The following is a 25,732-nucleotide window of genomic DNA, read 5'->3' as shown; positions in this document are numbered from 1 at the left end:
CTCCGTGTGTCGGACGGACCACACCGCCTAGGATCAAAACATGTCGAGGTTGTCGAGGTTACTGTCATGAGCGCGCGTTCGGTCGAGGAACACGCGGCGCACATCTCCGGATTGCTCACGGGCCTGCACACCCTCGCTCCGACAGCGGTGCCGGCGGCAGAAGCGTTGGGGCGCATAACGTGCTCGGACATCTCGTCACCCGTGGACCTCCCGCTCTTTCGCAACTCCCAGATGGACGGGTACGCAGTCGACGCCGCCTCTGTGGCGTCGGTTCCCACCACTCTGACGGTTCGAGGCGTGATCGCCGCCGGGAGCGGAAAACCACCGAAACACCTTCCAGGATCGGCATTTCGCATCATGACCGGTGCGCCGCTCCCCGAGGGTGCCGACGCCGTCGTTCCCGTCGAGGACACGACGGGCGTCACCGAACACGTGGTCACCATCGAACGGGGCAGGTCTGTAGGCGAATTCGTTCGCGAACGTGGCAGCGACATCACTGCCGGAATGCTACTGGTCACGGCCGGAACACACTTGGAACCTCGCCATATCGCCGCGCTGAGCGCTGTGGGCCTGGCCTCGCTCGACACGTACACGAAGCCACGGGTCGCGATAATCACGACGGGCGCCGAACTGAAAAGTGCCGGAACAACTCTCGAACCCGGCGAGATCTACGATTCCAACGGACCAGCTTTGGCAACATTGGCCGAAGCCAACGGCGCCGATGTCGTATCCGTCGCCCGAAGCAGCGACGACCCGGCCGAGTTCCGCGAATTACTCTCGTACGCAACCTCGGTCGCCGATCTGGTTTTCACCTCCGGTGGGGTGTCCATGGGGGACTTCGAGGTGGTGAAGGAAACTCTCACCCCTCTGGGTGCACACTTCGGCCACGTCGCAATGCAACCTGGTGGCCCGCAAGGCACCGCCGTGGTGAACGAAGTGCCGGTACTGAGTTTCCCAGGCAACCCGGTCAGCACGATGGTCTCGTTCGAGGTCTTCGCCCGCGGCGAACTGCGCCGGGCCGCGGGTCTGCCCGAGATCCCGCGCGAACGGCTGCCACTGACTGCACCGCTACGTTCGGTGGATGGCAAGCGCCAGTTCCTGCGCGCGCGTAGAACTGCGGACGGTATCGAACTCGTGGCCGGACCCGGCTCGCACCTCGTTGCAGCAATGGCGTGGGCCGACGTCCTGATCGACATCCCCGCTGCCGTGACCGAACTCGGCGCGGGCGATCTCGTCGACGTCGTCCCGCTCTCGACTTCCTCGATTTGATTCACTCGATCTGATTCAAAGGACACTCATGACCGAATTGACACACGTCGACAGCGAAGGCCGAGCGCGCATGGTCGACGTCAGCGCCAAGGCCGAGACGACGCGCATCGCCGTCGCTGCCGGTGAACTCGTCACGACCGCCGAGGTAGTTCGCCTCGTCCGCGCCGACGGCATGCCCAAGGCCGATGTCCTCACCACCGCGCGCATTGCCGGAATCGCCGGTGCAAAAAAGACGTCCGAGCTGATCCCGTTGTGTCATCAGCTCGCGCTTTCGTCGGTCAAGGTGGAATTCGGGTTCACCGAAACCTCGATCACCGTCGAAGCGACGGCAAAGACTCGCGGACAGACCGGCGTCGAGATGGAAGCACTCACCGCCGTCGCGGTAGCCGGCCTGACCTTGCACGACATGGTCAAAGCGGTCGATCCCGGAGCCACTATGAACGGTGTTCGCCTGCTCACCAAAGACGGTGGTAAACACGGACATTGGACCCGCGACACTCAGAACTCACAGACATCTCCGGCGCACGCCTTCACGTCGCCACGATCCGCAACCGTGCTGGTCGCTTCGACCGGTGGCGCGAACGGCACCAGACCCGACACCACCGGTCCGACGATCGCAGCCTGGCTACGCGAGCGGGACTTCGAGGTGCGTGGACCGCTTGTGTACGCCGACGCAGACATCGCGGCGGGCATCGCTGACGCCAAGGAGGGCTCCCCGTCGCTTGTCATCAGCACCGGCGGCACCGGTGCTTCACCCACGGATGCAACCCCGGAAGCTACCCGGGCAGTCTTGACCCGTGAGTTGCCCGGGGTCGCAGAAGCGATCCGAACCAAGGGCCTCGAGAAGACCCCGCACGCGTCACTGAGCCGTGGTGTGGCAGGTCTCACAGGTACGACGGTCATCGTCAATCTTCCGGGTTCTCCCGGTGGAGTGAAGGACGGTCTCGCCGTCCTCGAACCCATCATCGATCACCTGCTCGCGCAGGTCGCAGGCGGAGGAGCACACGATGAGTGAGCTACTGGCTCGGATCTCCGAGCAACCGATTCACGCAGACACCGTCGACGCCGCCGTTGCCGGTCCGAAGAACGGCGCTGTTGTGGTGTTCACGGGAACGGTGCGCAATCACGATGGAGGTCAAGCAGTTTCAGCGTTGGAGTACCAGGCACACCCGGACGCGGAACGCTTTCTCGAGACGTGCTGCCAAGAGGTTGCAGCCTCGACCGGCCTGCCGGTTGCCGCGATCCATCGCGTCGGCCACCTAGAGATCGGTGACCTCGCACTGGTCGCCGCCGTCGCCGCCCCGCATCGAGCGGAGGCGTTCGCCGCGTGCGCCGAACTGGTGGAGCGCATCAAGCACGAGGTACCGATCTGGAAGCGGCAACACTTCGCGAACGGCGTCTCCGAATGGGTCGGGTTGTAGGTCGAACGCTCCGAGAAGGTAGAGTTACGATCACTAGGTGCCTGAAATCGGGCATCCAGCGTCGTAGAACGCAAATTTTCTTGCTGAGTGCTCAATGCACCCGCTCTTCTTACGGCGAAGAAGCCTGCCGACCGGCAGCGCCGCCACCACTGTGCTTGATTGTTCGACCGGTTAATTCCCGTGTCGGCATCCGGGCACGAACACGTGCCCGAAAGGCTCTGAACACACTTGTCTGACATCTCTACGCCCGCTACCACCTTCGCAGCCCTCGGTGTGCGCGCACCGCTGGTGAAAGCTCTCGAAGACGGCGGAATCACTTCTCCGTTCCCGATCCAGATCGACACCCTCCCCGACACTCTCTCGGGGCGCGACGTCCTGGGTCGTGGAAAGACCGGAAGCGGTAAGACGCTCGCGTTCTCCATCCCCATGGTCTCCCGCCTCGCCGGCGAACTGTCCGGAGGAAAGCGTCGTCCGGGTCGACCGCTCGGCTTGGTGCTCGCACCCACACGTGAGCTCGCCACCCAGATCACCGCAACCCTCGAACCGTTGGCCGCGGCATACGACTTGCGCGTGACGACGATCTTCGGTGGCGTCTCGCAGCACCGCCAGGTTCAGGCCCTCAAGGCCGGAGTCGACATCGTCGTCGCCTGCCCCGGGCGCCTCGAAGACCTCATGAAGCAGAAGTTCGTCAGCCTCGACGCCGTCGAGATCACCGTGCTCGACGAGGCCGACCACATGGCCGACCTCGGCTTCCTGCCCGTCGTCACCCGCATCCTCTCGTCCACCCCGCAGGACGGGCAGCGCCTTCTGTTCTCGGCAACGCTGGACAACGGCGTCGACAAGCTCGTCAAGCGTTTCCTCAAGAACGAGGTCATGCATTCGGTCGACGAGGCCAACTCCCCCGTCGCCGCGATGACGCACCACGTGTTCGACGTCGACGGCGTCGAAGCCAAGAAGGCTCTGGTCGAGAAGCTCGCTTCCGGTACCGGTCGTCGCATCCTGTTCATGCGCACCAAGCATCAGGCTCGTAAGTTGGCTCGACAGCTCACAGAGTCGGGTATCCCGTCCGTCGACCTGCACGGCAACCTCTCGCAGGCTGCTCGCGACCGTAACCTGGCAGCATTCTCCGCCGGTGAAGCGCGCGTCCTCGTCGCCACTGACGTCGCAGCACGCGGCGTCCACGTCGACGACGTCGAACTGGTCGTCCACGTCGATCCGCCCGCCGAGCACAAGGCGTACCTGCACCGCAGTGGTCGCACCGCTCGCGCAGGCAGCGCCGGCGACGTGGTCACCGTGGTCCTGCCCGAGCAGCGTAAGGATCTCGCGATCCTCATGCGGAAGGCAGCCATCAAGGTGACACCGGTTCGTTCGACTGCCAACTCCGAGCACGTCGTCAAGTTGGTCGGCGACATCGCTCCGCACGTCACACCCGCTCCGAAGGCTCCGGCCCAGCCGAACGGTGGACGCGGACAGCGTCCCGCCGGCCAGGGTGGACGCGGCGGCGCAGCACGGTCGGGTCAGGCTCGCTCCGGACAGGGCGGTCAGTCACGCGGCGCTCGCACCGGCGGAGCTGCCCGTCAAGAACATGCAGGCGGCGGCGCTCGCCGTCCCCGCACGGGCGGCGGCGCTCGCACCGCAGGCTCCACCGGTGGCCGCCCCGCTCGCTAGGCCGCCCCACACAACTCAATAGGTTTCGTAATGGACAGCGTCGGCCAATGGCCGGCGCTGTCGCCATCCGAAACGCTCGAGATCCGGAACCTGTTGAAACTCAGTCACCTTCCCGACGCACAGCCACGCAATGGGGCGAACGGGTGACGGAATGCGCATGAGTTCGGTGAGGTACTTCTCGTCGTAGAACGAGACCCAGCCGATCCCGATCTCCTCGGCTACCGCAGCGAGCCACAAATTCTGAATTGCGAGTACCGCCGAGAACAGTCCGGTGTCGTCGACGGTGTGGCGGCCGAGGATGTTGGGGCCACCGCGTGACGGGTCGTAAGTGACGACGATGCCGGTACCGCTCTCGGCGATTCCCTCGATCTTGATGGGGTCGAACGTCGAGCGGCGATCCTCGGGCAAAGACTGCGCGAAATTCAGCCGGGCTTCGGCGACGTGTGCCGCGAAGGTGTCGAGCGTCTCCGGATTCCGAACGACGACAAAATCCCACGGCTGCGTGTTTCCCACGCTCGGCGCGCGATGAGCGGCGTCGAGAATACGCATCAGAGTTTCGTCGGGGACGATCTCTCCCGAGAACTCGGCGCGAACGTCTCGGCGTCGCCGAATCGCTTCGTACACGGATACAGCTGATTCACTCACGCCCCGACGGTATAGCGGTGCAATCCCAGCATGGCGTCGGGGTGCGGTTCGACCGTTTCGTCGCGCACGCAGTTGCGGAGCGCACTGCCGACCGCTCCCGTGTCCATCCCGGTGCCGATCACAACCAGTTGCGTGGTTCGAGTCTCGCCGGACTTCCACCGCAGCGGCGTGATCCGAACATGATCGCCCACCGATTGGATCTCGAATTTCCCTGTGTAACCAGGAATCTCGAAGTTCACGAATCCCTTGATGCGGTACACGCCCGGCGGTTGATTCTCGAGGAAATGCGTCAGGGCCCTGGCGTCGAGAGCCGCCTCCGATGTGAAATCAACCGACTCGTAACGGTGGTGCAGGTGATCGTGACGACACGAGCCGTCTTCGTGCCCGTGCTCGTGCTCGCGCTCGTCACGCAGGAGTTCATCCAGGCTCAATTGGTCGCCCGGAGCCGGAGGGGTCACCTCTCCGGTATCGAACAGCAGAGCAGGGTCTATCCGCGAATGTGATGTTTCCACAATCGGCGCTCGCGGATTCAACTCACGGATTCCGACCGTGAATCGCTCGCGCTCGGAGACCGGAACACTGTCGATCTTGTTGACTACCACCAGGTCTGCCAGACGGACATGTTGATCGAGTTCGGGATGCTCGCTGCGAACGGTGGAAAAATTGGCTCCGTCGACCACCACCACCAGGCCGCCGTAGACGACGGACGGGTTCTCACTTCCGAGGACGAGTCGAATCATGTTCCGCGGCTCGGCCAACCCGCTGGCCTCGATGACAATCACGTCGATCCCGGATTGCCGGTGCGCCAGCTTGTTCAGCATCTCGTCCATGTCGGAGACGTCGACAGCGCAGCACAGACAGCCGTTGCTGAGAGAGACCATCGAATCGACTTGACCGGCGACCATCATCGAATCGATGTTGACGGAGCCGAAGTCGTTGACGATCACGCCGATGCGTACGCCGTCGTTGTTGCGCAGAAGATGGTTGAGCAGCGTCGTCTTGCCCGAACCGAGAAAGCCTGCGACGACAATTACGGGAATCTGCTTCTTCGCCACCACACAACCTTCCGAAACCACACCTACCGATCAGTGATCGTAGTGGAGTGTGGCTTCGGAAGGCTCACGCTGACGGCAGGCTCACACCGTGCAGAGCGGACGGATGTCCGACGTACCCTCGGTGGTCGGCGACGTCAAGATCGTGCACGCGTTGTAACCACGGGATTCGGCGACCCGGCGGATCTCGCTCCAGCCTGCCGCGTCGACAATCGGGGACCGTGAGAGCACGAATCCGGAAAGCCGGAGTGGATCACCCACCAGTGCCCACGAATAGTCGTCGGCGATGTACGTGACGATGTAGTTGGGCGGACCGTCCAAGCTTTCCTGAGAGGGCACCCCCGGGAAGCTCACATGCAACTGAGCACCCGTTGCTGGATCGGTAACTCGGGCATTCCCGACGATCTCGTTGGCTTGGCCGGTCCACGTCGTACATGTGTTCTTCACGCTCACGTTCGAGGAATCGACCAGCCCGTAACTCGCCCGGGTGTCCTTCGCGCACGCGAGGTTGAACGGCTGAGGAATCGCCGCCACCTGGTTCCACTCCCCTACGTAGCGCGCGGCGTCCAGATTCGGCACCGGCCGCAGGGGTTCCCAGAGTGGGTCCGCCTGCGCGGTTCCCGAAAACATCGTTACTGCGGCACACACTCCCGCAATCGCAATCGCACTTCGCCCCGACCACTTCATGTCACTGCTCCTCGTCTGCGCAACGCTCGATCGGCATTGGTTCCTCAAAGTATTCGGAGCAGTCGGCCTGAAGGATGGGGACGTATGGAAAACTACTTTCGGTTTGTTATGGACCTCCTTCACAAACCTTATGTAGTCTTTGCTAAAAGATAGTTGAAAGTCGGACGGAGCTACTGTGATGAAGGTTGTCGACTTAGGTCTAGAACGCACTCGCTATGCAGTCATCGACGAGACGATCGAGTCGAGGTGGCGCAGAGTCACCTCGATGCAGCACGACGCCGTTGCCGTCGTGACTCCGCGCGACCGAATCACTTTCGCCGAACTCGAACTTCGAACCGACGCTTTGGTCCGCGAACTTCGGTTGCGCGGGTCACAAGGGGCCTGCCCGGTTGCAGTCGATCTCGAACCAACCGCCGAATCGGTGCCCGCCATCCTCGCTACTCTGATTTCCGGCCGACCGTTGGTGATGATCGACCCACAACTCCCCGACGCCAGGCGCGCACACATCATGGGCACCTCAGGGGCCGTCTCGCTGCAATCGATCCTCGACGAATCAGCGGCGACCGGATTCCGTTTCGACAACGCGCTCGAACCGTCCAGTTCCGACCCTGCCATGATCGCGTTCACGTCAGGCACCAGTGGGACGCCCAAGGGAGTCGTCCTGAGCCACTCCATGTGCCTGAACAAGGCCGACGAACTTGCCGCGGCAATCGACCTGCGACCCGACGATCACATCGGGAACCTGTTGCCCGTCAGTTTCGGCGCCGGAATCACGGCACTGATCATGGGGCTGATGAACGGAGTCACGGTCTTCTGCTGGGATCCACGTATCGACGGCGTCTCGGGCATCGACGACTGGCTGATCGAGAATTCGATCACGACTGCGCACTGTGCACCATCCTTTCTTCGGGTGTGGTCGGATCTCGAAGGCGAGGAAGCAAAAGATGATTCGATCGGTTCCCTGCGCGTCGTCGTGACGTACGGAGAAGCAGTCCACGGCGAAGACTATGCGCGCCATCGCAGTCACGGCTTCGCTCGCGTCACGTACGTCAACTGGCTGGCCACCACCGAGACAGGTGTCATCGCATACAACGAGTTCCCGCCACATTCCGAACTACCCGCCGGAGTGGTTCCGGCCGGACGGGCCCGCGACGGCAAGGACGTACAGATCGTCGACGTGAACGGCGTGCCTCTCCCCGACGGAGAGATCGGCGAGATACAGGTTGTCTCGACCGATCTTGCCGACGGTTACCACAACGACCCCGAGCGCACTGCAACACGATTCACTCGTCTCGGCGACGGAGTCGGTATCTACCGGACCGGTGACCGAGGCCGTATCGACGAACGCGGCGAACTACAACTCCGAGGACGCGTCGACGACGCCGTCAAGATTCGGGGATACCTGGTAGAGCCGACGGAGGTCGAGTCGCACATTCGTCGAATCCCCGGCATCGCCGATGTTTTCGTGGGTGCAGTTCTCGAGAACGATCGACCGGAGATCGTTGCGTACGTAGTCCAGAACAAAGCCGTGATGGCACGGTCGGGCGCCGAGATGCGGCGCGAATTGGCGAGAAATCTGCCGGCCTGGATGCTTCCCCGACATTTTGTTCCGATGGCAGCGTTGCCCCGCAACGAGAGGGGAAAGGTCGATCGAACGACGCTGCCGTCCGTCGAGGTGCGTTCCACTCCACCGACTCTCGCCGGGCCCGCCGAATTGTGGCTGTCCTCGATCTGGGAGTCGATTCTCGGCATCGATTCCGTCGACCGTGAGGACGACTTCTTCGAACTCGGCGGAGATTCGCTCGCTTCCACCGAAGTGGTGGCAAAGATTCACGACATGTTCCGGATCCGGATCACGACGGCGGAGTTCGCGGCCGCGAGCACCGTCAAAGAACTTGCGGCGCTGGTAGATCGGTGCAGAATCGATCCCGATGATCGCGTCTGTCACAACACGATGGTTCCGCTGAAGCTCGAAGGGACTGGGCGACCGCTGTTCATCATGAACGGAGCGGGGTGCCCCTCGACGACCCTGTCCACCCTGGCGAAAGCGCTCCACACCGATCGCCCGGTCTACGCACTTCAGCCACACGGCTTCGAATCTCGCGGACTGCCCGATCGGTCGGTGAAAGCAAGCGCACGCCGTTTCATTTTCGAAATCAAGAAGATCCAGCCCACCGGGCCATACCTCCTGGCCGGATACTCGTACGGCGGCTACGTGGCGCTGGAAATGGCAACACAGCTGTCCGAATCAGGTGACACCGTCGAGCACGTCACCGTTCTCGACACCAGAATCTCCACCGAAACTGCCACCCGACTGGCCACCCGAGCCGGAATCAGTTTGGATCCGTCGATCGTCGACCTTGCCCCACAGCCATCCACCAATACCCGATGGAAGCCGGCCAGACGCACCGTCGCCGCTATGTGGATCCGCACACTCTTCGCCGGTATTCTGCAGTACCCGCCGGCCACCCAGTGGACTGTGTTCCTCTACATCGGAGGCCAGGCGCTCCGGAAGCATCGGATACGAGCATGCGCCGCGCCGGTCACGGTGATCCGTGGAGCCACCAACAACCGTGGACGCGAGATCTGGTCACTCATCGCCACGGGCTCACTCGATTTCGACGATGTCGACGCGTGTCACGAAGACGTCGTCCGTCAACCGTACGTCCGCAAGACTGCAGCGATCATCGATCGGGTCTGTGATCGAGCGTGACCAGCGCTGCTCATGTCCAGCTGTAGAAGAGAGAGCGGCGCGGGGTGACGGCCCAGTCGGTCGTTGACGAACAGACTCTTTCCTTGACGAATGCACCTGCCCTGCTTGCAATGAACATCCTCGTTGCCTCGTCGACGCGAGTCGTCCGCTGGAACACCCCGTACCGCCTACCAAGACTGATGCACTTGCCTGCGAACTTCGGAGTCACCGGGTGCGGCGCGGAACCGTCGAGTCGATGCAGGATCGTTTCTGCCGCATGAACTCCCAAGGGGATCGCGGCCTGACAACTCATTCTCAGTGAGTTCTCACCGACTGTGACCGCATCACCCGCACCGACGATGTCGGGGTGGGACGGGCATTCGAGTCGGTCGTTCAGTTTCAGGCGGCCGAGATCGTCGACGGGGAGGCCACTTCGACGGGCGAGCTCCGGTACACCGAATTCTGTTGCGAGAATCGTGCACTCGGCCTTCACCCGCATACTTCCCGCGAGCTCGCACGACGAACCGTCGATCCGCGTCACCCGCGATTCGCTGACGATATCGACCCCGAGATCGGTCAGCGTTCTGAGAATTGCCGATCGCGCACGCTCGGACAGGTCCGGGGCCACGATTCCACCCGTCACCAAAGTGATTCGGTTGCTTCGCTGCTCAGCCAATTCTGCGGCTGTCTCGATTCCGGTGAGACCGCCGCCGACAACGCAGATGGCAGCCTTCTCGTCGAGGGTCGACAGCCTGGATTCGAGTCGGGTCGCGTCTTCGAATTCGGCGACGCTGTACCCATGCTCTGCCGCCCCGACGATCGTGCTGGGCAATTGCCTACTTCCGACTGCGTAGACCAAGTAGTCGTAGTCGATCACGATGCCGTTGTCGAGGGTAAGCCTGCTGACCGCGGCGTCGATGTCCGTCACCGTTCCGAATACTCGGTGTGCCGTACGCGGTAATGCGCTGTCGAACGAGACCGTCGCGTCGTAGCCAGCTGCGATCATCTGATGGAGCCTGATTCTTTGCACGAAGTGTGGGCGCGGATTCACGACGCTCACCGTGATGTCCGACCGAGTTCGCAGCAGTCGCTTCGCTGCCATGACGCCCGCATATCCTGCCCCGATTATCGCCACGTGTGCACTCATGGTTCTCCGTTCCGCCGACGGTCCCCATGCCGAGAATGCACGGGATGATCAAGCCTCACCGCGGACAGTATTGCGCACGAAACAACAAATGCTCTGCACCGATTGGTGCAGAGCATTTGTTCGGGTGGAGCTAAGGGGACTCGAACCCCTGACCCCCACACTGCCAGTGTGAATCGACCTGTAAGCGTGCGTTCAGTGCGTTCCGAAACGTCCACGCTTTCAGTCTTTTCCGTCTGATGTGTCTAGTACGTGTGCCGCAGTAGTCAGGTGTCCTAGGACAGTAGTAGGACACGCTCAGGCGATGACGCCCGCGCCTCGATGGTCCTGACTGCCGACGTCGATCGCACCTCTTGAGACAATGCGTCCAGTTGGTCTGGTTTGATCTGAGCATGAATCCTCGTGTACCTGCACTGTTGTTGAGTGCCATCGCGGCGAGCGTCCTCGCTACATCTTGTTCATCGACCGACGACGGCGCGGCGCGCCCCGAAGCGTCATCGCAGTCCGTCACGGCCTCAGCCGATCTAACGAACAAGCGTGGGGCTGTCGAGGTCGACCTCGGCCAGCGAGCTGAGGTGAAGGATGAAACCGGCGCGCTCTTGCTCGCCGTGTCCGACACAGCTCTCTCGATCGAGGGCTGTCCGCTCAACAGTGAGCATCCTGGACTCGTCAGCAAGAATCGATTCTCCGCATTCATTGAGATCGGTGCTGCGCCAAGCACTGAGTGGCTGTGGCCTTCCGATTTCTACTACGTCGACGCTGGCGGCAAAGTCGTCAAGAATATCGCGTTGTCTGACGCGAATCCCTGTTCGAGCCCGGGGAGTAGCAAGTTCATCGACCTACCCGCCAATTCTTCCGCCGACGGCGCGGTGACACTCGACATTCCGCACACGGCGCGGTTCATCGGCTATCAGTCCAATCTCAGCGGGCAAGATGTTCGGATCGAGTGGCGGGTGCCGGAGGGAACGCTGGTCACCGCCACAGCTGAAAGCACCGCCTCGGCACCGAAGCCCACGACAGAAGCTCCGCAATCCGTACCGACGACGAATCCAGTCGATAAGCTGCCGAACCCGTACCCCAATTCGATTGATTCCGAAGGCAGAGCCACAGGAACTGGCGGTAGCGAACTCGTCGGGTGCGCTGATGCTTCGCTCTACCAGCCGGGCACCGGCATTTACAGCGACGGGTCTATGGACTACGCGGCTGAGTGCCTCCAAGGCGGATCGATGGCGAACTGAGATGGTGACAATACTGATCGCAGTTCTGGCGCTCCTCGTGGCGCTCGTGGCTTTGTTGCGGGACACCAGAGAGCACCGACGAAACCGGACAGCGGACGTTCAAGCGCTGATGTTTCAGAGCAACAGGTCAGGGGTGGTGACACATATCAACGGCGACCGAGGTTTGCGGAAGTTCGAGCCGTCGGTTCATGCTTCCGGTTTCGGTACTCGATACGACGTTCGGACCTACTTGTGGGTGGACGATCAAGTGGAGCCGAAATGGAAGGACCTCAGCCAGTCGGCCGACCGATTCGATAACACCAGCGAGCCGCTGCGTTGTGAGATTGAGGTCTACGACGACGATTCCGGCCGAGTGTGGTTTGGCATCGGACACAACGAGTCCCAGGTACGGGGGCTGTTCGCGCGGGACCACGTTCGCAGCGAGTTTGTACGGTCCAATCTCGTCGAGCCGAACGTGCAGGTCTGGCAGTGGTACCGGTTGAGTTCCGCTCGGAAATGGTGGCAGAGACAAACTCGATTTAAGTTCGGCGGCGGCGGCGTGCCCAAGCCGTTAGGACGATGGAAGGTTGTTTCGACGGACCGCACAAGGCCTGAACAGTTTCCTACCTGGGATGGAGTAAGCCGAGACAGCTAGTTAGGGAGCGTCGAATCGTGCGGTGAGGCTTGTTTCGCCGCTTGGTGTCTCTGTCGCGACTACCAACACCGCCCGATCACCGAGCTTTGCAGCTCCAGCCGAATAGCCGGTTCCGTTGAGTTCACGATGAGTGAGAGGGATCTCTGCGACAGTGACTTCCGCCGAACCGGTGATCTCAATACGGGTGATCTTGCGCAAGTAGTTTCCGGTCGGCTCCTCCTTCTTCAGGTAGAGATCGACTGCTTCACCCGACTCCGGCTCTATTGCCGTAGCCGGATCGCGTCCGATGGTGAAAAACTCCTCGTCACCAAGCGCATCGCGCATCGCATCGTTCTCCAGGTCGACCGAGCTCATGAATCCTTGCGCAAGATCTTGTGCCGACATCGCGAAGTCCCCATCCTCGAAGAAGAGTGAGGTATCAAGAAAGGGCACCACGATTTCGGCCGGGCGGTCAGCGCTTTCCTCGACCCACAGGCGCACCTTCCCCACGGTCAGAGTGAAGGATTTCATCCAGATCGCGTCGAGTTTCCCCACCACCTCGGTGCCGAACCTTCCCGGTTCGATTTCTCCAGGAACTGCGGTAGTGATCCCGAATTGTCGAGCTTTCTCGATCGCTGAGCGGGTGAACCCGGACGACGAAACGAGAACTAAGACATTTGTGGGAAGCCTCAGATGCTTGCTATGCATTTCTTCCACCCAACTGACTGTTTGCGGGCGCTTATGGGCTCGGCACTCGATGCTCACTATGACCGGATGTCCAGCAGTCACGCTTTCGATGCACGTATCTACTTCCCTAAAGTTCCCAGAGTCCAGATCTCTGAGCATCTTCGACTCCGTGACTGTCGCACCCGCACTGAGATGGGAATGAATGATTGCGACGATTTCCTGGAACTCGTTTGTCCGTTTGGGCACGGTTCACAGACTACATTTCACATTTCACCCGGTTAGCGAACAACGCTGTTCAGGTGAAAGGGTCGCCGCTCACCTGAACAGCTGGCTACATCCCCCGCAACCCACAGTGATGGGTGAGCCATTGCTCGACGTGTCGGAGTGGTCCCTCGCTTTCAGGTAGCACCACGAATTGCCGTCCACCTCGGACAAAGACTTCCAGGGCGCGCCAGGCGGTTGGATCATCGAAGCGGTGCGGAAGCAGTCGGTTACCTCGTTCGGAGGTGACCAGTCGCCACCGCTCCACACCGACGGCGTCGTAATTCGGAACCTTCTCCAGGATCAAGCCGTGCTGTTCGGCACACAGTCTGACCCGAGAGATCCTGTCCTCCAGCGCTTTACGCGCTGCCGATTCCTCGGCGCAGCGCTGCTCCCGCTCGGCTGCCTCACGGTCAGCCGCATCATCGCGGTGTGTGATCCGCTGGTGAAACGCTGCTCGCCGCTGCTCAGCCTTGTCGATCTGACGGCGTGCTCGCCGCGCGACTACCTCCAGATCGTGCAGTACGTCGAGCAATTCCCCGACCACACGCTGAGCGGCGATGTCGTCGTGCAGGTTGTCGAGTGGTTGACCGAGATCGGTCAGGAAACCGCCCACGATTTCATCGGCGTCAGGTCCAAGGATTGCCAGTTAAGGAGTATTCGCGAATGTTCGCACAGCAGCGCCGCGAGGCCGGACTGTCGAAGATCACGCTGCGGAACCTCCGGCATTCGTCGGTGTCACGTATGCGCGCAGCCGGAGTTCCCGCCGACGTAGTCGCTGCCTGGCACGGCCACTCGGAACGGATGACTCAGGCGGTCTACGGGCGAGTGTCGGACGATCGGTTAGTTGCCGCTTCGGCCGCACTTTCTGATGCCGTAAGACAGAGTTAGGACAACATTCCCGAATCCAAAAAGACCAGGCCTGAGGAAAATCCTCAGACCTGGTCTTTTTTGGTGGAGCTAAGGGGACTCGAACCCCTGACCCCCACACTGCCAGTGTGGTGCGCTACCAGCTGCGCCATAGCCCCGTATTCAATTCACTCTAACAGTCGAACTCGCAGCGGCTTTACTGCTTTCCGCTTGCTGGAAGAAAGTTACACCACTTGACTCCTGGGCAACAAATCGCCTGGTCAGAGCGAGGCGGCCGCTCCTCGCCGGAGCGGCCGCTTCCGCTCAGGAGGAGAGCTTGGAAACCCAGTCGCTGCTGCCCGTGTCAACGATCTTGCCGTTCGCCACGACCGTGGGGGTGCCGTTGGACCCGACATCCTTGAGCGCCTGGCTGGCAGCTGCGGCGTTGGCCGCGGCGGCTTCGACGTTGGTACCGGAAGAGATGCAGGTTGCCACGTCGTCGGATGCGCCCGCATCACGAGCGATCTGGGCGAGTTCGTCGTTGGTGTGGTCGCTGCTGCCCCCCTCGGCAGGCTGCGTGTCGGTAGCGAAAAGCTTTGTGTGGAATGCGGAGTACGCGATTGCATCGCCACTCTGAGCGACGCACAGCAGCGCCGCGCCGGCCCGGGTGGAGTAGTCACCGCTGCCCGACGCCCGGTTGAGGAAGTTCAGCATGTGGTAACGAACAGCGACGTCACCGTTGTCGACGGCGGCCGCGAGAGCCTGGCCACTGAGGTGCTCGAGCGCAGCGCAGGCCGGGCACAGCGGATCCTCGAAGAGATCGATGGTCGTCGCGGCGGAGGGCTTGCCCAACAGCACCACGCCGTTGTCCTGCACCGTGACGGCAACTTCGGAATTCTGCACGGAGCCGTAGCCGTCGTTCTGCGGCTTGTTCTTGCTGTTCGTCCACAAGACACCGCCGATGACGAGAGCCGCGATCACGAGCACCGCGAGGCCACCGATGATGTAGGTGGAGCGGCTCGAGACCGGTTCCGGCGAATATTTGTTCTTGCTGCTCTTGGTGCTCACGCTGATGCAGTCCTTCGTGCGTCGAAACGATTTACCGATTGCTTACCTTGCCACTGAAGACTGAGTATCCACTGAGAACGGCGCACGTGATCCCGGCCCCAATGCGAGCGGCGAACGCGGGAACACGAGCAGCCAGACGGCAAGTGCCAAGAAGCCCAGGTCCCGGAGAATCTCCTTCAAATAGTCCCAAGCGCCGACGTCGGCTGCACCTCCGCCGCCGAAACATCCACAGTCGATGGACAATCCTCTGGCCCACACCGAAATGATCACCGCAATGAGAACCGTCAAAATCACCACCGAGACTGCGGCGGATACTCGCACCGCCAGCCCGACGAGGATGAGCAGACCAAGGACTATTTCGACGAGGGGAAGCGCCGTTGCCACCGGACCGACCAGTGACTCGGGCAAGAGTTGATAGGCACGCACCGCGATCTTCGTCTGCACGGGATCAAGGAATTTGAGCCCCCCGGAAATCAGCCAGACGGCCGCCAAACCCAATCGGGCTACAAGACTCACGATACGAATTGCCACCCGATCGAGAGTACAGAATGCCCGGTCAGTCCAGGTTTGTCCGCGCAGGAGTATCCGTCAGCGCCGTCACATCGGTCAGATCTTCGACGACGGACTCGACAGGCTTCGTTCGCGACGGGACGAACAACCAGCCCGTCGCCGACACGACGACTACGGCCCCCATCACGGCGAATGCTGCCGAGTACGACACATGCTGAGCGATCAGACCGGCACAAATCGGTGCCACTACGCCGCCGATGTCCGACATCATCTGGAATACCGCCAGAACGGGTCCGCCGCGGGCAGTCGACCCGACGACATCGGCAACCGCTGCCTGCTGAGCCGGACTCATGAGCCCGGAGCCGACGCCCGTCACAGCAGCGATGGCAAAGAACAGCACGAGGTTGTCCGTGAATCCCATTGCGATGGTTCCCAGACCACAAATGAGCAGACCGCTCACGACGAAGGGCTTACGCCCGAAGCGGTCCGAGAGTCGTCCGGAAACGATCAACACCAACGCATTTCCGACGGCAAAGATCGTGAGAGCGTAGGCGGCAACCGACGGGTCCCGGTCGAGGAACTCGACGACGAACAGGGGAACCATGGCAACGCGAACTCCGAAGATCACACCGCCGAAAGCGAGATTCGATCCGAGGGCGGCCCGGTACACCGGCGACTGGAGGCCTTCGGTGAGAGTCATCGACTTCACATCGACGGCCTTGTCCGGTGACGCCAGGTGCGACCCGCGCAGGCTCACGAAGACCACGAGCGCGGCGATCACCAGCGCAACTGCGTAGATGATGAACGGCATCCGCAGACCGAACTGCAACAGCGCACCACCGACCAGCGGGCCGCCGATCGAACCCATGAGAAAGCTTGTCGCGTACAGGCCGGACACGCGTCCACGGCTGTCCGGCGGTGACATGCGAATGATCAACCCGAGGGCCGACACGGTGAACATGGTCGACCCGATGCCGCCCAACGATCGGAACAGCAGAAGTTGCCAGTACTCCCCCGCGAAGGCGCACGCACCGGTCGACACCGCGACGATCAGAAGGCCGACGATGTAGACCGGCCGTTCACCGAGCTTTTGTACCAAAGTGCCGCTCATCGGCGCGAACACCAGTCGCATGAATGCGAAAGACGAGATCACGATCGTGGCGGCGGTGACCGATACGTCAAAGCTGCGCGCGAACTGCGGTAGCGCCGGAGCGACCAATCCGAATCCGAGGGCGATGACGAAGCTGGCGGCGACCAGTACCCAAATTTCCTGTGGCAGCTTGGCTGCACGAGTTTTCATGTCGCCCGGGATTCTAGCCGGGCGACACGAACGCTCCGCGAGCTAGTTCGCCTTCAAGACGCCGGACACCAAGTCCTTGGCCGCTGCCTGAACCTGCGCCAGATGATCGGCACCCTTCATCGACTCGGCATAGATCTTGTACACGTCCTCCGTGCCGGACGGCCTCGCTGCAAACCATGCACTCTCCGTCGTCACCTTGAGACCACCGATCGCCGCGCCGTTTCCGGGCGCCGCGGTCAGTGTCGCAGTGATCGGTTCACCCGCCAGTTCGGTCGCACTCACCTGATCTGGAGACAGTTTTGCCAAGACTGCCTTCTGTGCGCGTGTCGCCGGCGCATCGATCCGTGCGTAGGCCGGGCTCCCGAACTTCTCGGCCAACGCGTCGTAGTGCGCCGACGGAGACTTTCCTGTCACCGCGGTAATTTCCGACGCGAGCAACGCCAGGATGATGCCGTCCTTGTCCGTCGTCCAGACGGAACCGTCATGGCGGAGGAAGGACGCTCCGGCGCTTTCCTCGCCGCCGAATCCCACAGACCCGTCGAGCAGACCGGGAACGAACCACTTGAAACCGACTGGAACCTCGAGCAATTCGCGACCCAAACTGCTGACCACGCGATCGATCATCGAGGAACTCACGAGTGTCTTGCCCACCTTGGTATCTGCACCCCACCCTGGTCGGTTCGCGAACAGATACTCGATGGCAACCGCGAGATAGTGATTCGGGTTCATCAAACCGCCGTCGGGCGTGACGATGCCGTGGCGGTCGGAGTCTGCGTCGTTTCCGGTCGCGATGTCGTAGCGATCCCGAATCCCGATAAGCGAGGCCATCGCGTCGGGCGACGAGCAATCCATGCGAATCTTGCCGTCGGTGTCGAGCGTCATGAACCGCCAGGTCGGATCGACGAGAGGATTCACCACTTCGAGATCGAGTCGATGAGTTTCGGCAATCGCGCCCCAGTAGTCGACGCTTGCACCGCCGAGTGGGTCTGCACCGATCCGGATTCCGGCGTCGCGGATCGCATCGAGGTTGAGGACCGAGGGAAGGTCTTCGACGTAGTAGCGAAGGAAGTCGTAGCGTTCGACGCGGTCCAGTGCCTGCGCCGCCGTGACACGCCGTACCCCGGAAAGCCCCTTGCGCAGTAGCTCGTTCGCTCGATCGGCGATGACCGACGTCGCGTCGTTGTCCGCGGGCCCACCGTGTGGCGGGTTGTATTTGAAGCCACCGTCGCGCGGCGGGTTGTGCGAAGGCGTCACGACGATGCCGTCGGCCTTGGCTTCCGGCCCCGTCGAGTTGTATCGCAAGATCGCGTGGCTCACAGCGGGGGTGGGCGTGTAGGCGTCGCGTGAGTCGACAAGCACGACGACGTCGTTGGCAACGAGGACTTCCAACGCGGACAGCCAGGCGGGTTCGGACAGCGCATGTGTGTCCCGGCCGATGAACAGCGGCCCGTCGATACCTTGCGAGGCGCGGTACTCGACGATCGCCTGGGTCGTGGCCAGGATGTGGGCTTCGTTGAAGGCGGAATCGAGGCTGGAACCGCGATGTCCGGAGGTGCCGAAAAGTACCTGCTGCATCGGGTTCTCGGGATCCGGGGTGCGCGTGTAATACGCGGAAACCAGATGAGGAACGTCGATCAGATCCTCTGGCAGAGCCACTTGTCCTGCTCGTTCGTGCGCCACGAATCCCCCTCGGCCCGGTGGTCGACCACTGTGTCGACGCGACTGTGGACAATTGTCTACCCTGGCTGCGTGGCGTGCACGCTCGGCGCCGGATCGGTCAATTCGTGAGCTGGATCCCCACCCACGCAGCGGACAAGCCGACGATCAGACTGACGACGATGTAGATCAGCGAAAGCGTCGTCTGGCGCCGCTCGACCATGCCCACGTTCTCCGTCGCGAAGGTCGAATAGGTGGACAGGCCACCACAGAAGCCTGTCGCCAGGAGAGCGGCCATCTCGGTGGAAAGAGCTGCTCCGGTGAACAATCCGAGGAGGAAGCAGCCGATCACGTTCGCGGCGAACGTCGCAGCCGGGAATCCCTTGTACGCGGGCACATACCGCGCCAACAGGTACCGTCCACTCGCACCCGCGCCGCCGCCGAGCGCCACCAGGAGAACTGTCATGCCGACGCTCCGTCCCGCGTGCGGATCCAACGCTCACCGAGCCCTTTGCCCAATGCTGCGGCGAGGATCGCGGGGATAAGCGTCCCGAGTACATAGAGAATCGATCGCCATGGACTCTCCGTCACCGCGTGAACCGCAAATGACGAGAAGGTAGTGAAGCCGCCGCAGAACCCGGTGCCGAGAAAGAGGTACCCAGCCTTGTTGTGCACGAGGAGGGCCGCGAGAACGCCGAGCACGAACGAGCCGACGACGTTGATGACCAGCGTCGTCCAGATGTGAGGAAAGAGCTCCCCCAAACCGAAGCGGCTGAGCGCACCCAACGCTCCGCCGACGGCAACCGCGCCTACCGCAGCCGGCAGTTTCAGATCACCCATGCTCTGGCCTCACGCGAAAGAGCCTACGTCCCGGAGCGGGCTTTCGGCGGGCGAGGAATGAAGTAGCTTGTCCGCTGCTGATACTCGCGATAGCCCGGACGCTGTTCCATGTGTCGCTCGAGCAACCGCGCTCCGGTGGCGAAGACCAGGAAGTACGTCATGGCGATCGGAGAGAGAACGGTCAACACCCCCGGCCACACGGACGCTGATACGAGGAAGATCCCCCACCAGACGCACGCGTCGCCGAAATAATTGGGATGCCGTGTCCACGCCCACAAACCTTGATCCATGATGTGGCCGCGGCTGCCCGGATCGGATTTGAACTCCTCCATCTGTCGGTCGCCAACCGTCTCGAACGTGACGCCTACTATCCACAGCGCGATACCGAGTACGACAAGAAGTCCGAAGCTGCCGTTCGATACTGCCGCGACCTGGATCGGCAGGGAGACGAACCACAACGAAATACCCTGCGTGAGATAGATTTTGCGGAGCGCATACAGCGTTCGGCTACCCGTCGCTCGTCCGAGCATTTCTTCGTACCGCGGATCTTCACCCTTGCCTCGCGATCGGATCGCCATGTGCGTCGCCAACCGCAGACCCCAGATCGCCACCAGCGCAAGCATGAGCAACCGGCGCCAGAGGTCGCCGGTTCCAACTATCGCGGACACGAGCGCAATCAGAACGAAGCCGGCGCCCCACGACACGTCGACGACATTGTGGCGCCCGATCCGTACACCGATCGTCGCTGTCACTGCCATTCCGACGGCGATCGCCAGCAGACTCGTGAGCGTGACCACTCCGAATGCGCCCCAGTCGAATCCGTTCATCGCCGCGACACCCACTGCGGCCGAACCGAATCCATACCCGATCGACCATCACCGTGCGGCCGGACCGACAGAATCTGATCGACGCCCATCCGGCCGTCCCGAAATGCCATTCCGCCGCCGACGAGGTAGAGGCGCCACACCCGAGCGACCTCGACGCCGACGAGATCCACGACGCGATCCCAGTTCGATTCGAAGGTCTCGATCCACGCGTCCACGGTCCGCACGTAGTGCTCACGCAGGGCTTGGACGTCACGGACTTCGAGTCCACCTTCCTCGATCATCGCAACGGTGCGGCCCACCGGTCTCATGTACATGTCCGGCGCGATGAACGACTCGATGAACGGGCCTCCACCGGGGTGCGCGCCGGTGCGTGACATCTGTTGAATCAGCACACGGCCACCGGCAATCACGTTGTCGTGGAGCGCTTTCACGTACATCGGATAGTTACCCTCCCCGACGTGCTCACCCATCTCGATCGACGCGACCGCATCGAAAGGACCGTCGGGAATCTCTCGATAATCTTGGAGCCGGATCTCGACCCAGTCTTCCAAACCGAGTGCGCGGATCTTCGCGTCGACAAAAGCCTTCTGCTCCGCCGAGATCGTGATACCGACGACCCGAGCGCCGTACTCCCGCGCCGCGTGCAGGCTCAGCGAGCCCCAGCCACAGCCGACATCGAGAAACCGCAAGCCTCGCGCTCGATCGAGACCGACCTTGCGGCACACCAGGTCCAGCTTGTCCGTCTGTGAATCTTCGAGTGTGTAGTCCGGTGCATCGGAAGTCCAATAGCCCGAGGAGTAGGCCATGTTGTCATCGAGGATCAGTTGGTAGAAATCGTTCGACAAATCGTAGTGGTGCCCGATTGCCGCGCGGTCGCGCGCGAGACTGTGCAAGCGACCCTTCACCTGAGCCTGCGACGCCGGTGGAGCCAGAGGTCTCCCGAAAGCACCGAAGGACCGCGCAGCCTTGACTGCAGCCAGGACGAGCGACGGTGTGGGGGTGATCGACCCGAGTCCCCGCTCGGCAGCCACCTTCCACACATGCGTCAGCGCATCGCCGAGATCGCCTTCGACGTCGAGTTCACCGAGCACATATGCCTGCGCTGCCCCCAACTCGCCGGGATTCCAGAGCAAGCGTCGCAACACGTTCGGGCTGTAGAGCGTCACTTTCGGAGCATCGTCCGGACCTGCTGTGCTGCCGTCCCATGCAGTCAACCGCACCGGAAGCTCGCCGCCGACAAGTGGACTGAGGATGTCCGAGAGACGACCCGCAACGCCGGTACCGTGCGTCGTTCGATCCATCGTGGCAGTCATCGCTGGTTCCTCCGATCGAGAACAATTTGCTGGACGTCGAGATAACCCGAGCGGAAACCCGCCTCGGAATAGCAGAGATAGAAATGCCACATGCGCGCGAACACCGCATCGAATCCGAGCGCGGACGCCTCGTCGGTGCGAGCACTGAAACGCTCGTCCCACAGTCGCAACGTCTGCGCGTAGTGATCGCCCATCGACATCCGCTCACGCACCCGGAGGGTCGTCATGCGTTCTGTCACATCCTCGATCGCCCGCACCGACGGGAGAAATCCGCCGGGGAAGATGTACTTGTGCACCCAGGTGTAGGTGTTGCGGGTCGCGAGCATTCGATCGTGCGGCATGGTGATCGCTTGGATCGCTGCGCGCCCACCCGGCGCCAGCAGGGCGTCGATCGTCTGGAAGTAGCTTCCCCAGTACTGGTGGCCGACAGCCTCGATCATCTCGACCGATACGACGGCGTCGTACTCCCCCTGTACTTGCCGATAGTCGAGAAGGTCGACCTGAACGCGATCTGCCAGTCCCGCAGCGCTTATGCGTTTCGCTGCCAATTCCTGCTGTTCGACCGACAGTGTCACCGAGCGCACCGTTGCTCCGCGCTGGGCTGCTCGTATCGCCAATTCTCCCCAGCCTGTGCCGATTTCGAGCACTCGCGAACCTGGACCGACACCCGCGCCGTCCAGCAGGCGATCGATCTTCCGATGCTGGGCCGCTGCGAACACGTCCCACGACGGGGTAGCTCCTACCGACAGATCCTCGAAGAGCGCACTGGAATACGTCATGGTGTCGTCGAGGAACAGCTCGAACATCTCGTTCGAGAGGTCGTAGTGCCTGGAGATGTTCGAGCGCGTGTTCTGCGTCGAATTCCGCTCACTGCGAGGCTGCTTCGGAATGTAGAGGCCTCGTAGCCGCTGCAGGAAGTCAGGAATCAGCGTCGCCACACGGGAGGCGAAGACTTCCAGGACCGCGGTGAGGTCGGAGGCTTCCCAATCGCCCGCCATGTACGACTCGCCGAATCCGATCAAACCACTGTCACCCACGCGAGCAGCGAAGTCGTCCGGGCGGTGAATGACCATCAACGGCGAATCGGGGCTACCGCCACCGGAGAACTCACCGTTGGGCATCTGGACGCGCAGTGGCAAACGCGCTACCGCCTTGTGGAACAGGGCGCGGGCAACCGGTGATGCAACCCGCACTTTGAGCCCGCTCGGCACTGTGGCGACGCCCGGCCACCGCTCGGTTTCGATCGTGTGAGCGGAAGGTTCGGTGCCGAGAGTGGTTGTGGTCATTGCACTGCCTCCTGCGGGTGATGTTGCGGTCGGGGAACGATGGGTAAGCGCCTGGCCCACAGGCGGATTCCTTGAAATCTGATCTGCGCGGCGACTCGGAGCGGAGCCAGCGGGATGGCGAGCGCACTGCGGACGATCTCGCGCGTCGTCGCCGGCACACAACGACCGGACACCGTGGCCACGAATGGAGCCTTGCCGTCACGGGCCAGAACTATCGAGAGCGCGAGCGCGGTGTCGGGTAGCGGAAGTCGCATCCGGTACTCGCCGTCCAGATCGTTGAACGGAGAGACGTAGAACTCTTTGGACGTGCGAGCCCCGCCACGTTCATCGGTTTCGAGCAGGTAGCAGTGTCGCTCGCCGTAGGTGTTGTGAACCTCTGCCACGACGCACCGCTGAGTGCCGTCGTCGTTCAGACACCAGAACACACTCAGCGGGTTGAACACATGGCCGAGAACACGTGCGTTCGCAAGCATGAGGATGCGGCCGCCTGCGAACTCCACTCCGTTGGTTGCCAGAAACGTCTCGACGTTGGCACGAATCGATCGAGTGGGGTCGCCGAGGTGATCCCCGGCGTCGAATGTCGCCAAGGGTCGCAGAGCCTTCGGGAGCTCGGGCAAATCGTCGACGTCGACGAGCCAGCTGTAGCTTCGGTACTCGAACTCGTTGTGCAACGGCTCCGTTCGTACGTGACGGATGCTCGTATGAACGATGGACGGCGTGATGGGTGTGGGCGGGGCCAGGGGTGTGGTCACGGCCACCGACCTCCGACGCGTTCGGCGGCGCGCAGGCCGGACAGTGCACCGTCCTCGTGGAAGCCCCATCCGTGGTACGCACCGGCAAACGCGAGCACGTCCGAGTCCAACTCGGAAAGCCGCGCTTGAGCGGCAACGGAGGTGGGTGTGTACTGCGGATGCTCGTAGGTCATCTGATCGATCACCGACTCCGGGGACACCATCTCGTCTCCCCCCAACGTCACTATGTAGCGCCGACCGGTCTCCGGCAGCCGCTGCAACCTCGTCATGTCATAGCTGACGAGAACGTGATCTGGCTTCGCGTTGCATTCAGGGATGTAGTAGTTCCACGACGCGCGCGCATTGGTATTGCCGGGCAGCACATTTTCGTCCGTGTGAAGTTGGGTGTGGTTGACGGAGTACGGCATCGCGCCGAGGACCTGGGATTCGGCAGCCGTCGGCTCGGCCAAGATCTTCAGCGCTTGCTGCGGATGCGTTGCGACGACAACTGTGTCGAAGGTCTGGATCTGGTCGTCGCCGTCGCGGATGTCGACGCGATCGTCGAATCGGTGGATGGCGCGAACCGGCGTGTTCAGACGGATATCGCCGATGCTCTTGGCAACGAGGCGAACGTATTCGCCCGATCCACCGGTGACTGTTCGCCAGGTCGGCGATCCGGTGACGCTCAGCATTCCGTGGTGATCGAGGAAGGAGAACAGGTATCGCGCGGGATATTTCAGCGCCGAGCCGGGATCACACGACCAGACTGCCGACACGAGCGGAGTCATGAAGTGAGCGGTGAAGTAGTCCGAGAACCGTCCACTGCGCAGGAACACTCCCAGTGTCTGGTCGGGTGTCGACGGATCCGTGTTGTCGAGCAAGGCGCGGGCACGGCGATGAAAGCGCTTGACCTCCATCAACATCGACAGAAAACTGCCATTCACCAGCAGCCCCGGCGTCGGCAGAACGCCGCGCAACCCTTGGCCTCCCGAGTACTCGAGCCCGCAACCCCCACACCTGACCGACATGCTCATATCCGATTCCTGCGTAGGCACATCGAGTTCTGCGAACAATCGCAACAATGTCGGGTAGGTGCGATCGTTGTGGACGATGAACCCCGTGTCGATGGCGAGGCTTCGCCCTTCCGGGTCGGTGACCGAATGGGTGTCCGCGTGCCCACCGAGCCGTGAATCCGCTTCGTAGAGGGTGACGTCACTGTCCTTACTCAGCACCCACGCCGCTGTCAGACCTGCGACCCCACTACCGACGACGGCCACCTTGCGCTTGTCCGAACTCATCGTCGTTCTCCCGTCTTCGTTGCGGTTACCCCGCGACTGATTTCTGCGACTGCCTCGGCGACGAGGCGATGCCAGGTCGCCACGCGGCGGAACATGAAGTGGCCTGCGCCGTCGATGCCGATCCATTCAGCGCACTTACCCGACTTCTGCAGTCCGTCAACTTTCCGACGAGACGCTGCCGGATCGGTCCATGAGTCGGCCGTGCCGTGGAGCACAACCAGTGGTGTGTCCGAACGCAGATTCACCGACGTTCCATCGGGCCACCACGGCGCCAGCGCAACCACACCGACCACCGCCGGATCGCCACTCAGATCGGCGGCGACCCGCCCGCCCATCGAGTGCCCCAGCAAAATCACCTGAGCTTGTGAATTACGTTTCGTTATCGCGTCGAGTGCGGCGCGAGCGTCGGCGACCGGACTGCGCTCGGCACCATTCCAACCACGAACCCGATAGCGAGCCTGCACCGCTTTCACACCGGAGCGGCGAAGCTGAGCGGTGAACGGGCGCATCCGAAGGTTGGACAGATGCCAGGCCCTGGCCGGGCGATGGCTCGAGACCTTACCTCCAGGCAGCACGAGCACCACCAGGTGCTGGTCACCGTCCTGCTGTTGCCGTCGGTTGGGCGTCATGCATGGCATTCGGAGCCGAAAACCATTTGGATGGGGTTCGTAGAATTT

The 25,732-nt window shown here is 62.1% G+C and carries 25 protein-coding genes and 1 tRNA gene; 7 read left to right on the top strand and 19 right to left on the bottom strand.

Annotated elements, in window-relative coordinates:
* Positions 1 to 66: 66 nt before the first annotated feature.
* The 4 genes from V3587_RS17510 (at position 67) to V3587_RS17495 (ending at position 4,358) form a co-directional block, all read left to right on the top strand.
* Positions 67 to 1,269: a molybdopterin molybdotransferase MoeA gene (locus V3587_RS17510; RefSeq protein ID WP_283377041.1), complete on the top strand. Its 1,203-nt coding sequence runs from the start codon at positions 67 to 69 to the stop codon at positions 1,267 to 1,269.
* A gap of 28 nt (positions 1,270 to 1,297) precedes the next feature.
* On the top strand, positions 1,298 to 2,284 hold the full coding sequence (gene moaCB / locus V3587_RS17505; protein ID WP_070796202.1) for a bifunctional molybdenum cofactor biosynthesis protein MoaC/MoaB: 987 nt from the start codon (positions 1,298 to 1,300) through the stop codon (positions 2,282 to 2,284).
* Positions 2,277 to 2,690: a molybdenum cofactor biosynthesis protein MoaE gene (locus V3587_RS17500; RefSeq protein ID WP_003944730.1), complete on the top strand. Its 414-nt coding sequence runs from the start codon at positions 2,277 to 2,279 to the stop codon at positions 2,688 to 2,690. The genes moaCB and V3587_RS17500 overlap by 8 nt, the downstream gene beginning before the upstream one ends.
* Before the next feature lie 228 nt (positions 2,691 to 2,918).
* Positions 2,919 to 4,358 carry a DEAD/DEAH box helicase gene (locus tag V3587_RS17495; RefSeq protein WP_042450056.1) on the top strand — a complete coding sequence of 480 codons (1,440 nt, stop codon included), beginning with the start codon at positions 2,919 to 2,921 and terminating at the stop codon, positions 4,356 to 4,358.
* A 15-nt stretch (positions 4,359 to 4,373) separates the two neighbouring features.
* Here V3587_RS17495 and bluB read toward each other — a convergent pair whose 3' ends face one another.
* The 3 genes from bluB to V3587_RS17480 form a co-directional block, all read right to left on the bottom strand.
* Complete coding sequence (gene bluB, locus V3587_RS17490; RefSeq protein ID WP_095969167.1) at positions 4,374 to 5,003, bottom strand: 5,6-dimethylbenzimidazole synthase; 630 nt, start codon at positions 5,001 to 5,003, stop codon at positions 4,374 to 4,376.
* Entirely contained in the window at positions 5,000 to 6,058 is a 1,059-nt protein-coding gene (locus V3587_RS17485; protein ID WP_283377040.1) for a CobW family GTP-binding protein, read from the bottom strand. The genes bluB and V3587_RS17485 overlap by 4 nt, the downstream gene beginning before the upstream one ends.
* Positions 6,059 to 6,139: 81 nt before the next feature.
* On the bottom strand, positions 6,140 to 6,742 hold the full coding sequence (locus V3587_RS17480) for a lipocalin family protein (protein WP_283377039.1): 603 nt from the start codon (positions 6,740 to 6,742) through the stop codon (positions 6,140 to 6,142).
* A gap of 178 nt (positions 6,743 to 6,920) precedes the next feature.
* On the opposite strand from V3587_RS17480, the gene V3587_RS17475 reads away from it, so the two are divergent.
* Positions 6,921 to 9,455: an alpha/beta fold hydrolase gene (locus V3587_RS17475; protein WP_283377038.1), complete on the top strand. Its 2,535-nt coding sequence runs from the start codon at positions 6,921 to 6,923 to the stop codon at positions 9,453 to 9,455.
* Between the two features lie 10 nt (positions 9,456 to 9,465).
* On the opposite strand, the gene V3587_RS17470 is transcribed toward V3587_RS17475, so the two are convergent.
* Positions 9,466 to 10,581 (bottom strand): NAD(P)/FAD-dependent oxidoreductase, encoded by a 1,116-nt coding sequence (locus tag V3587_RS17470; RefSeq protein ID WP_283377037.1) that lies wholly within the window; start codon positions 10,579 to 10,581, stop codon positions 9,466 to 9,468.
* Between the two features lie 389 nt (positions 10,582 to 10,970).
* Between V3587_RS17470 and V3587_RS17465 the strand changes: the two genes are divergently transcribed.
* The gene (locus V3587_RS17465; RefSeq protein ID WP_042951463.1) at positions 10,971 to 11,816 is read left to right on the top strand and encodes a hypothetical protein; all 846 of its coding nucleotides are present in this window, start codon (positions 10,971 to 10,973) and stop codon (positions 11,814 to 11,816) included.
* Between the two features lie 634 nt (positions 11,817 to 12,450).
* On the opposite strand, the gene V3587_RS17460 is transcribed toward V3587_RS17465, so the two are convergent.
* Together V3587_RS17460 and V3587_RS17455 are read right to left on the bottom strand one after the other, a co-directional pair.
* Positions 12,451 to 13,137, bottom strand: coding sequence for a hypothetical protein (locus tag V3587_RS17460; RefSeq protein WP_331702180.1), 687 nt, complete (start codon positions 13,135 to 13,137; stop codon positions 12,451 to 12,453).
* Positions 13,138 to 13,447: 310 nt separating this feature from the next.
* Positions 13,448 to 13,993, bottom strand: a complete 546-nt coding sequence (locus V3587_RS17455) for a hypothetical protein (protein ID WP_283377034.1) — start codon at positions 13,991 to 13,993, stop codon at positions 13,448 to 13,450.
* Here V3587_RS17455 and V3587_RS17450 point away from each other — a divergent pair.
* Positions 13,960 to 14,268 carry a tyrosine-type recombinase/integrase gene (locus tag V3587_RS17450; protein ID WP_283377033.1) on the top strand — a complete coding sequence of 103 codons (309 nt, stop codon included), beginning with the start codon at positions 13,960 to 13,962 and terminating at the stop codon, positions 14,266 to 14,268. The genes V3587_RS17455 and V3587_RS17450 overlap by 34 nt on opposite strands.
* Before the next feature lie 61 nt (positions 14,269 to 14,329).
* Here V3587_RS17450 and V3587_RS17445 read toward each other — a convergent pair.
* The 13 genes from V3587_RS17445 to V3587_RS17385 all read right to left on the bottom strand — a co-directional run bounded on the left by V3587_RS17445 (position 14,330) and on the right by V3587_RS17385 (position 25,684).
* Positions 14,330 to 14,405: transfer RNA gene (locus V3587_RS17445), tRNA-Ala, on the bottom strand.
* Between the two features lie 145 nt (positions 14,406 to 14,550).
* Positions 14,551 to 15,294, bottom strand: a complete 744-nt coding sequence (locus tag V3587_RS17440) for a DsbA family protein (RefSeq protein ID WP_095969163.1) — start codon at positions 15,292 to 15,294, stop codon at positions 14,551 to 14,553.
* A 42-nt stretch (positions 15,295 to 15,336) separates the two neighbouring features.
* Positions 15,337 to 15,825: a MauE/DoxX family redox-associated membrane protein gene (locus V3587_RS17435; protein WP_095969162.1), complete on the bottom strand. Its 489-nt coding sequence runs from the start codon at positions 15,823 to 15,825 to the stop codon at positions 15,337 to 15,339.
* Positions 15,826 to 15,850: 25 nt separating this feature from the next.
* The gene (locus V3587_RS17430) at positions 15,851 to 17,104 is read right to left on the bottom strand and encodes an MFS transporter (RefSeq protein ID WP_283377032.1); all 1,254 of its coding nucleotides are present in this window, start codon (positions 17,102 to 17,104) and stop codon (positions 15,851 to 15,853) included.
* Positions 17,105 to 17,146: 42 nt separating this feature from the next.
* Complete coding sequence (pgm, locus tag V3587_RS17425) at positions 17,147 to 18,784, bottom strand: phosphoglucomutase (alpha-D-glucose-1,6-bisphosphate-dependent) (protein WP_283377031.1); 1,638 nt, start codon at positions 18,782 to 18,784, stop codon at positions 17,147 to 17,149.
* A 97-nt stretch (positions 18,785 to 18,881) separates the two neighbouring features.
* On the bottom strand, positions 18,882 to 19,226 hold the full coding sequence (gene crcB / locus V3587_RS17420; RefSeq protein ID WP_020907219.1) for a fluoride efflux transporter CrcB: 345 nt from the start codon (positions 19,224 to 19,226) through the stop codon (positions 18,882 to 18,884).
* Positions 19,223 to 19,600, bottom strand: a complete 378-nt coding sequence (locus tag V3587_RS17415; RefSeq protein ID WP_095969158.1) for a fluoride efflux transporter FluC — start codon at positions 19,598 to 19,600, stop codon at positions 19,223 to 19,225. The genes crcB and V3587_RS17415 overlap by 4 nt, the downstream gene beginning before the upstream one ends.
* 23 nt (positions 19,601 to 19,623) lie before the next feature.
* Positions 19,624 to 20,427, bottom strand: coding sequence for a DUF1295 domain-containing protein (locus tag V3587_RS17410; protein WP_166809723.1), 804 nt, complete (start codon positions 20,425 to 20,427; stop codon positions 19,624 to 19,626).
* Positions 20,424 to 21,740, bottom strand: coding sequence for an SAM-dependent methyltransferase (locus V3587_RS17405; protein ID WP_283377030.1), 1,317 nt, complete (start codon positions 21,738 to 21,740; stop codon positions 20,424 to 20,426). Before V3587_RS17405 ends, V3587_RS17410 begins: the two co-directional genes overlap by 4 nt.
* A complete protein-coding gene (locus tag V3587_RS17400; RefSeq protein WP_007731299.1) occupies positions 21,737 to 23,026 on the bottom strand; it encodes an SAM-dependent methyltransferase in 1,290 nt (429 codons plus the stop codon). The genes V3587_RS17405 and V3587_RS17400 overlap by 4 nt, the downstream gene beginning before the upstream one ends.
* The gene (locus V3587_RS17395; RefSeq protein ID WP_283377092.1) at positions 23,023 to 23,766 is read right to left on the bottom strand and encodes a DUF1365 domain-containing protein; all 744 of its coding nucleotides are present in this window, start codon (positions 23,764 to 23,766) and stop codon (positions 23,023 to 23,025) included. The genes V3587_RS17400 and V3587_RS17395 overlap by 4 nt, the downstream gene beginning before the upstream one ends.
* An 8-nt stretch (positions 23,767 to 23,774) precedes the next feature.
* On the bottom strand, positions 23,775 to 25,055 hold the full coding sequence (locus V3587_RS17390; RefSeq protein ID WP_283377029.1) for an NAD(P)/FAD-dependent oxidoreductase: 1,281 nt from the start codon (positions 25,053 to 25,055) through the stop codon (positions 23,775 to 23,777).
* Positions 25,052 to 25,684, bottom strand: a complete 633-nt coding sequence (locus V3587_RS17385) for an alpha/beta hydrolase (RefSeq protein ID WP_283377028.1) — start codon at positions 25,682 to 25,684, stop codon at positions 25,052 to 25,054. The genes V3587_RS17390 and V3587_RS17385 overlap by 4 nt, the downstream gene beginning before the upstream one ends.
* Positions 25,685 to 25,732 lie beyond the last annotated feature (48 nt).

It is taken from the genome of Rhodococcus sp. IEGM 1306 (genome assembly GCF_036541985.1).
Taxonomy (GTDB): Bacteria; Actinomycetota; Actinomycetes; order Mycobacteriales; family Mycobacteriaceae; genus Rhodococcus_F; species Rhodococcus_F qingshengii.
This window is presented reverse-complemented; position numbering and strand designations above follow the sequence as displayed.

Coding starts and splice junctions, on each gene's coding strand:
- V3587_RS17500 (WP_003944730.1), top strand. CDS start 2,277: ATGAGTGAGCTACTGGCTCGGATCTCCGAGCAACCGATTCACGCAGAC.
- V3587_RS17480 (WP_283377039.1), bottom strand. CDS start 6,742: ATGAAGTGGTCGGGGCGAAGTGCGATTGCGATTGCGGGAGTGTGTGCC.
- V3587_RS17470 (WP_283377037.1), bottom strand. CDS start 10,581: ATGAGTGCACACGTGGCGATAATCGGGGCAGGATATGCGGGCGTCATG.
- V3587_RS17460 (WP_331702180.1), bottom strand. CDS start 13,137: ATGCATAGCAAGCATCTGAGGCTTCCCACAAATGTCTTAGTTCTCGTT.
- V3587_RS17465 (WP_042951463.1), top strand. CDS start 10,971: ATGAATCCTCGTGTACCTGCACTGTTGTTGAGTGCCATCGCGGCGAGC.
- V3587_RS17475 (WP_283377038.1), top strand. CDS start 6,921: ATGAAGGTTGTCGACTTAGGTCTAGAACGCACTCGCTATGCAGTCATC.
- V3587_RS17390 (WP_283377029.1), bottom strand. CDS start 25,055: ATGAGTTCGGACAAGCGCAAGGTGGCCGTCGTCGGTAGTGGGGTCGCA.
- V3587_RS17400 (WP_007731299.1), bottom strand. CDS start 23,026: ATGACCACAACCACTCTCGGCACCGAACCTTCCGCTCACACGATCGAA.
- V3587_RS17430 (WP_283377032.1), bottom strand. CDS start 17,104: ATGAAAACTCGTGCAGCCAAGCTGCCACAGGAAATTTGGGTACTGGTC.
- V3587_RS17385 (WP_283377028.1), bottom strand. CDS start 25,684: ATGACGCCCAACCGACGGCAACAGCAGGACGGTGACCAGCACCTGGTG.
- V3587_RS17410 (WP_166809723.1), bottom strand. CDS start 20,427: ATGAACGGATTCGACTGGGGCGCATTCGGAGTGGTCACGCTCACGAGT.
- V3587_RS17510 (WP_283377041.1), top strand. CDS start 67: ATGAGCGCGCGTTCGGTCGAGGAACACGCGGCGCACATCTCCGGATTG.
- V3587_RS17405 (WP_283377030.1), bottom strand. CDS start 21,740: ATGACTGCCACGATGGATCGAACGACGCACGGTACCGGCGTTGCGGGT.
- crcB (WP_020907219.1), bottom strand. CDS start 19,226: ATGACAGTTCTCCTGGTGGCGCTCGGCGGCGGCGCGGGTGCGAGTGGA.
- moaCB (WP_070796202.1), top strand. CDS start 1,298: ATGACCGAATTGACACACGTCGACAGCGAAGGCCGAGCGCGCATGGTC.
- V3587_RS17415 (WP_095969158.1), bottom strand. CDS start 19,600: ATGGGTGATCTGAAACTGCCGGCTGCGGTAGGCGCGGTTGCCGTCGGC.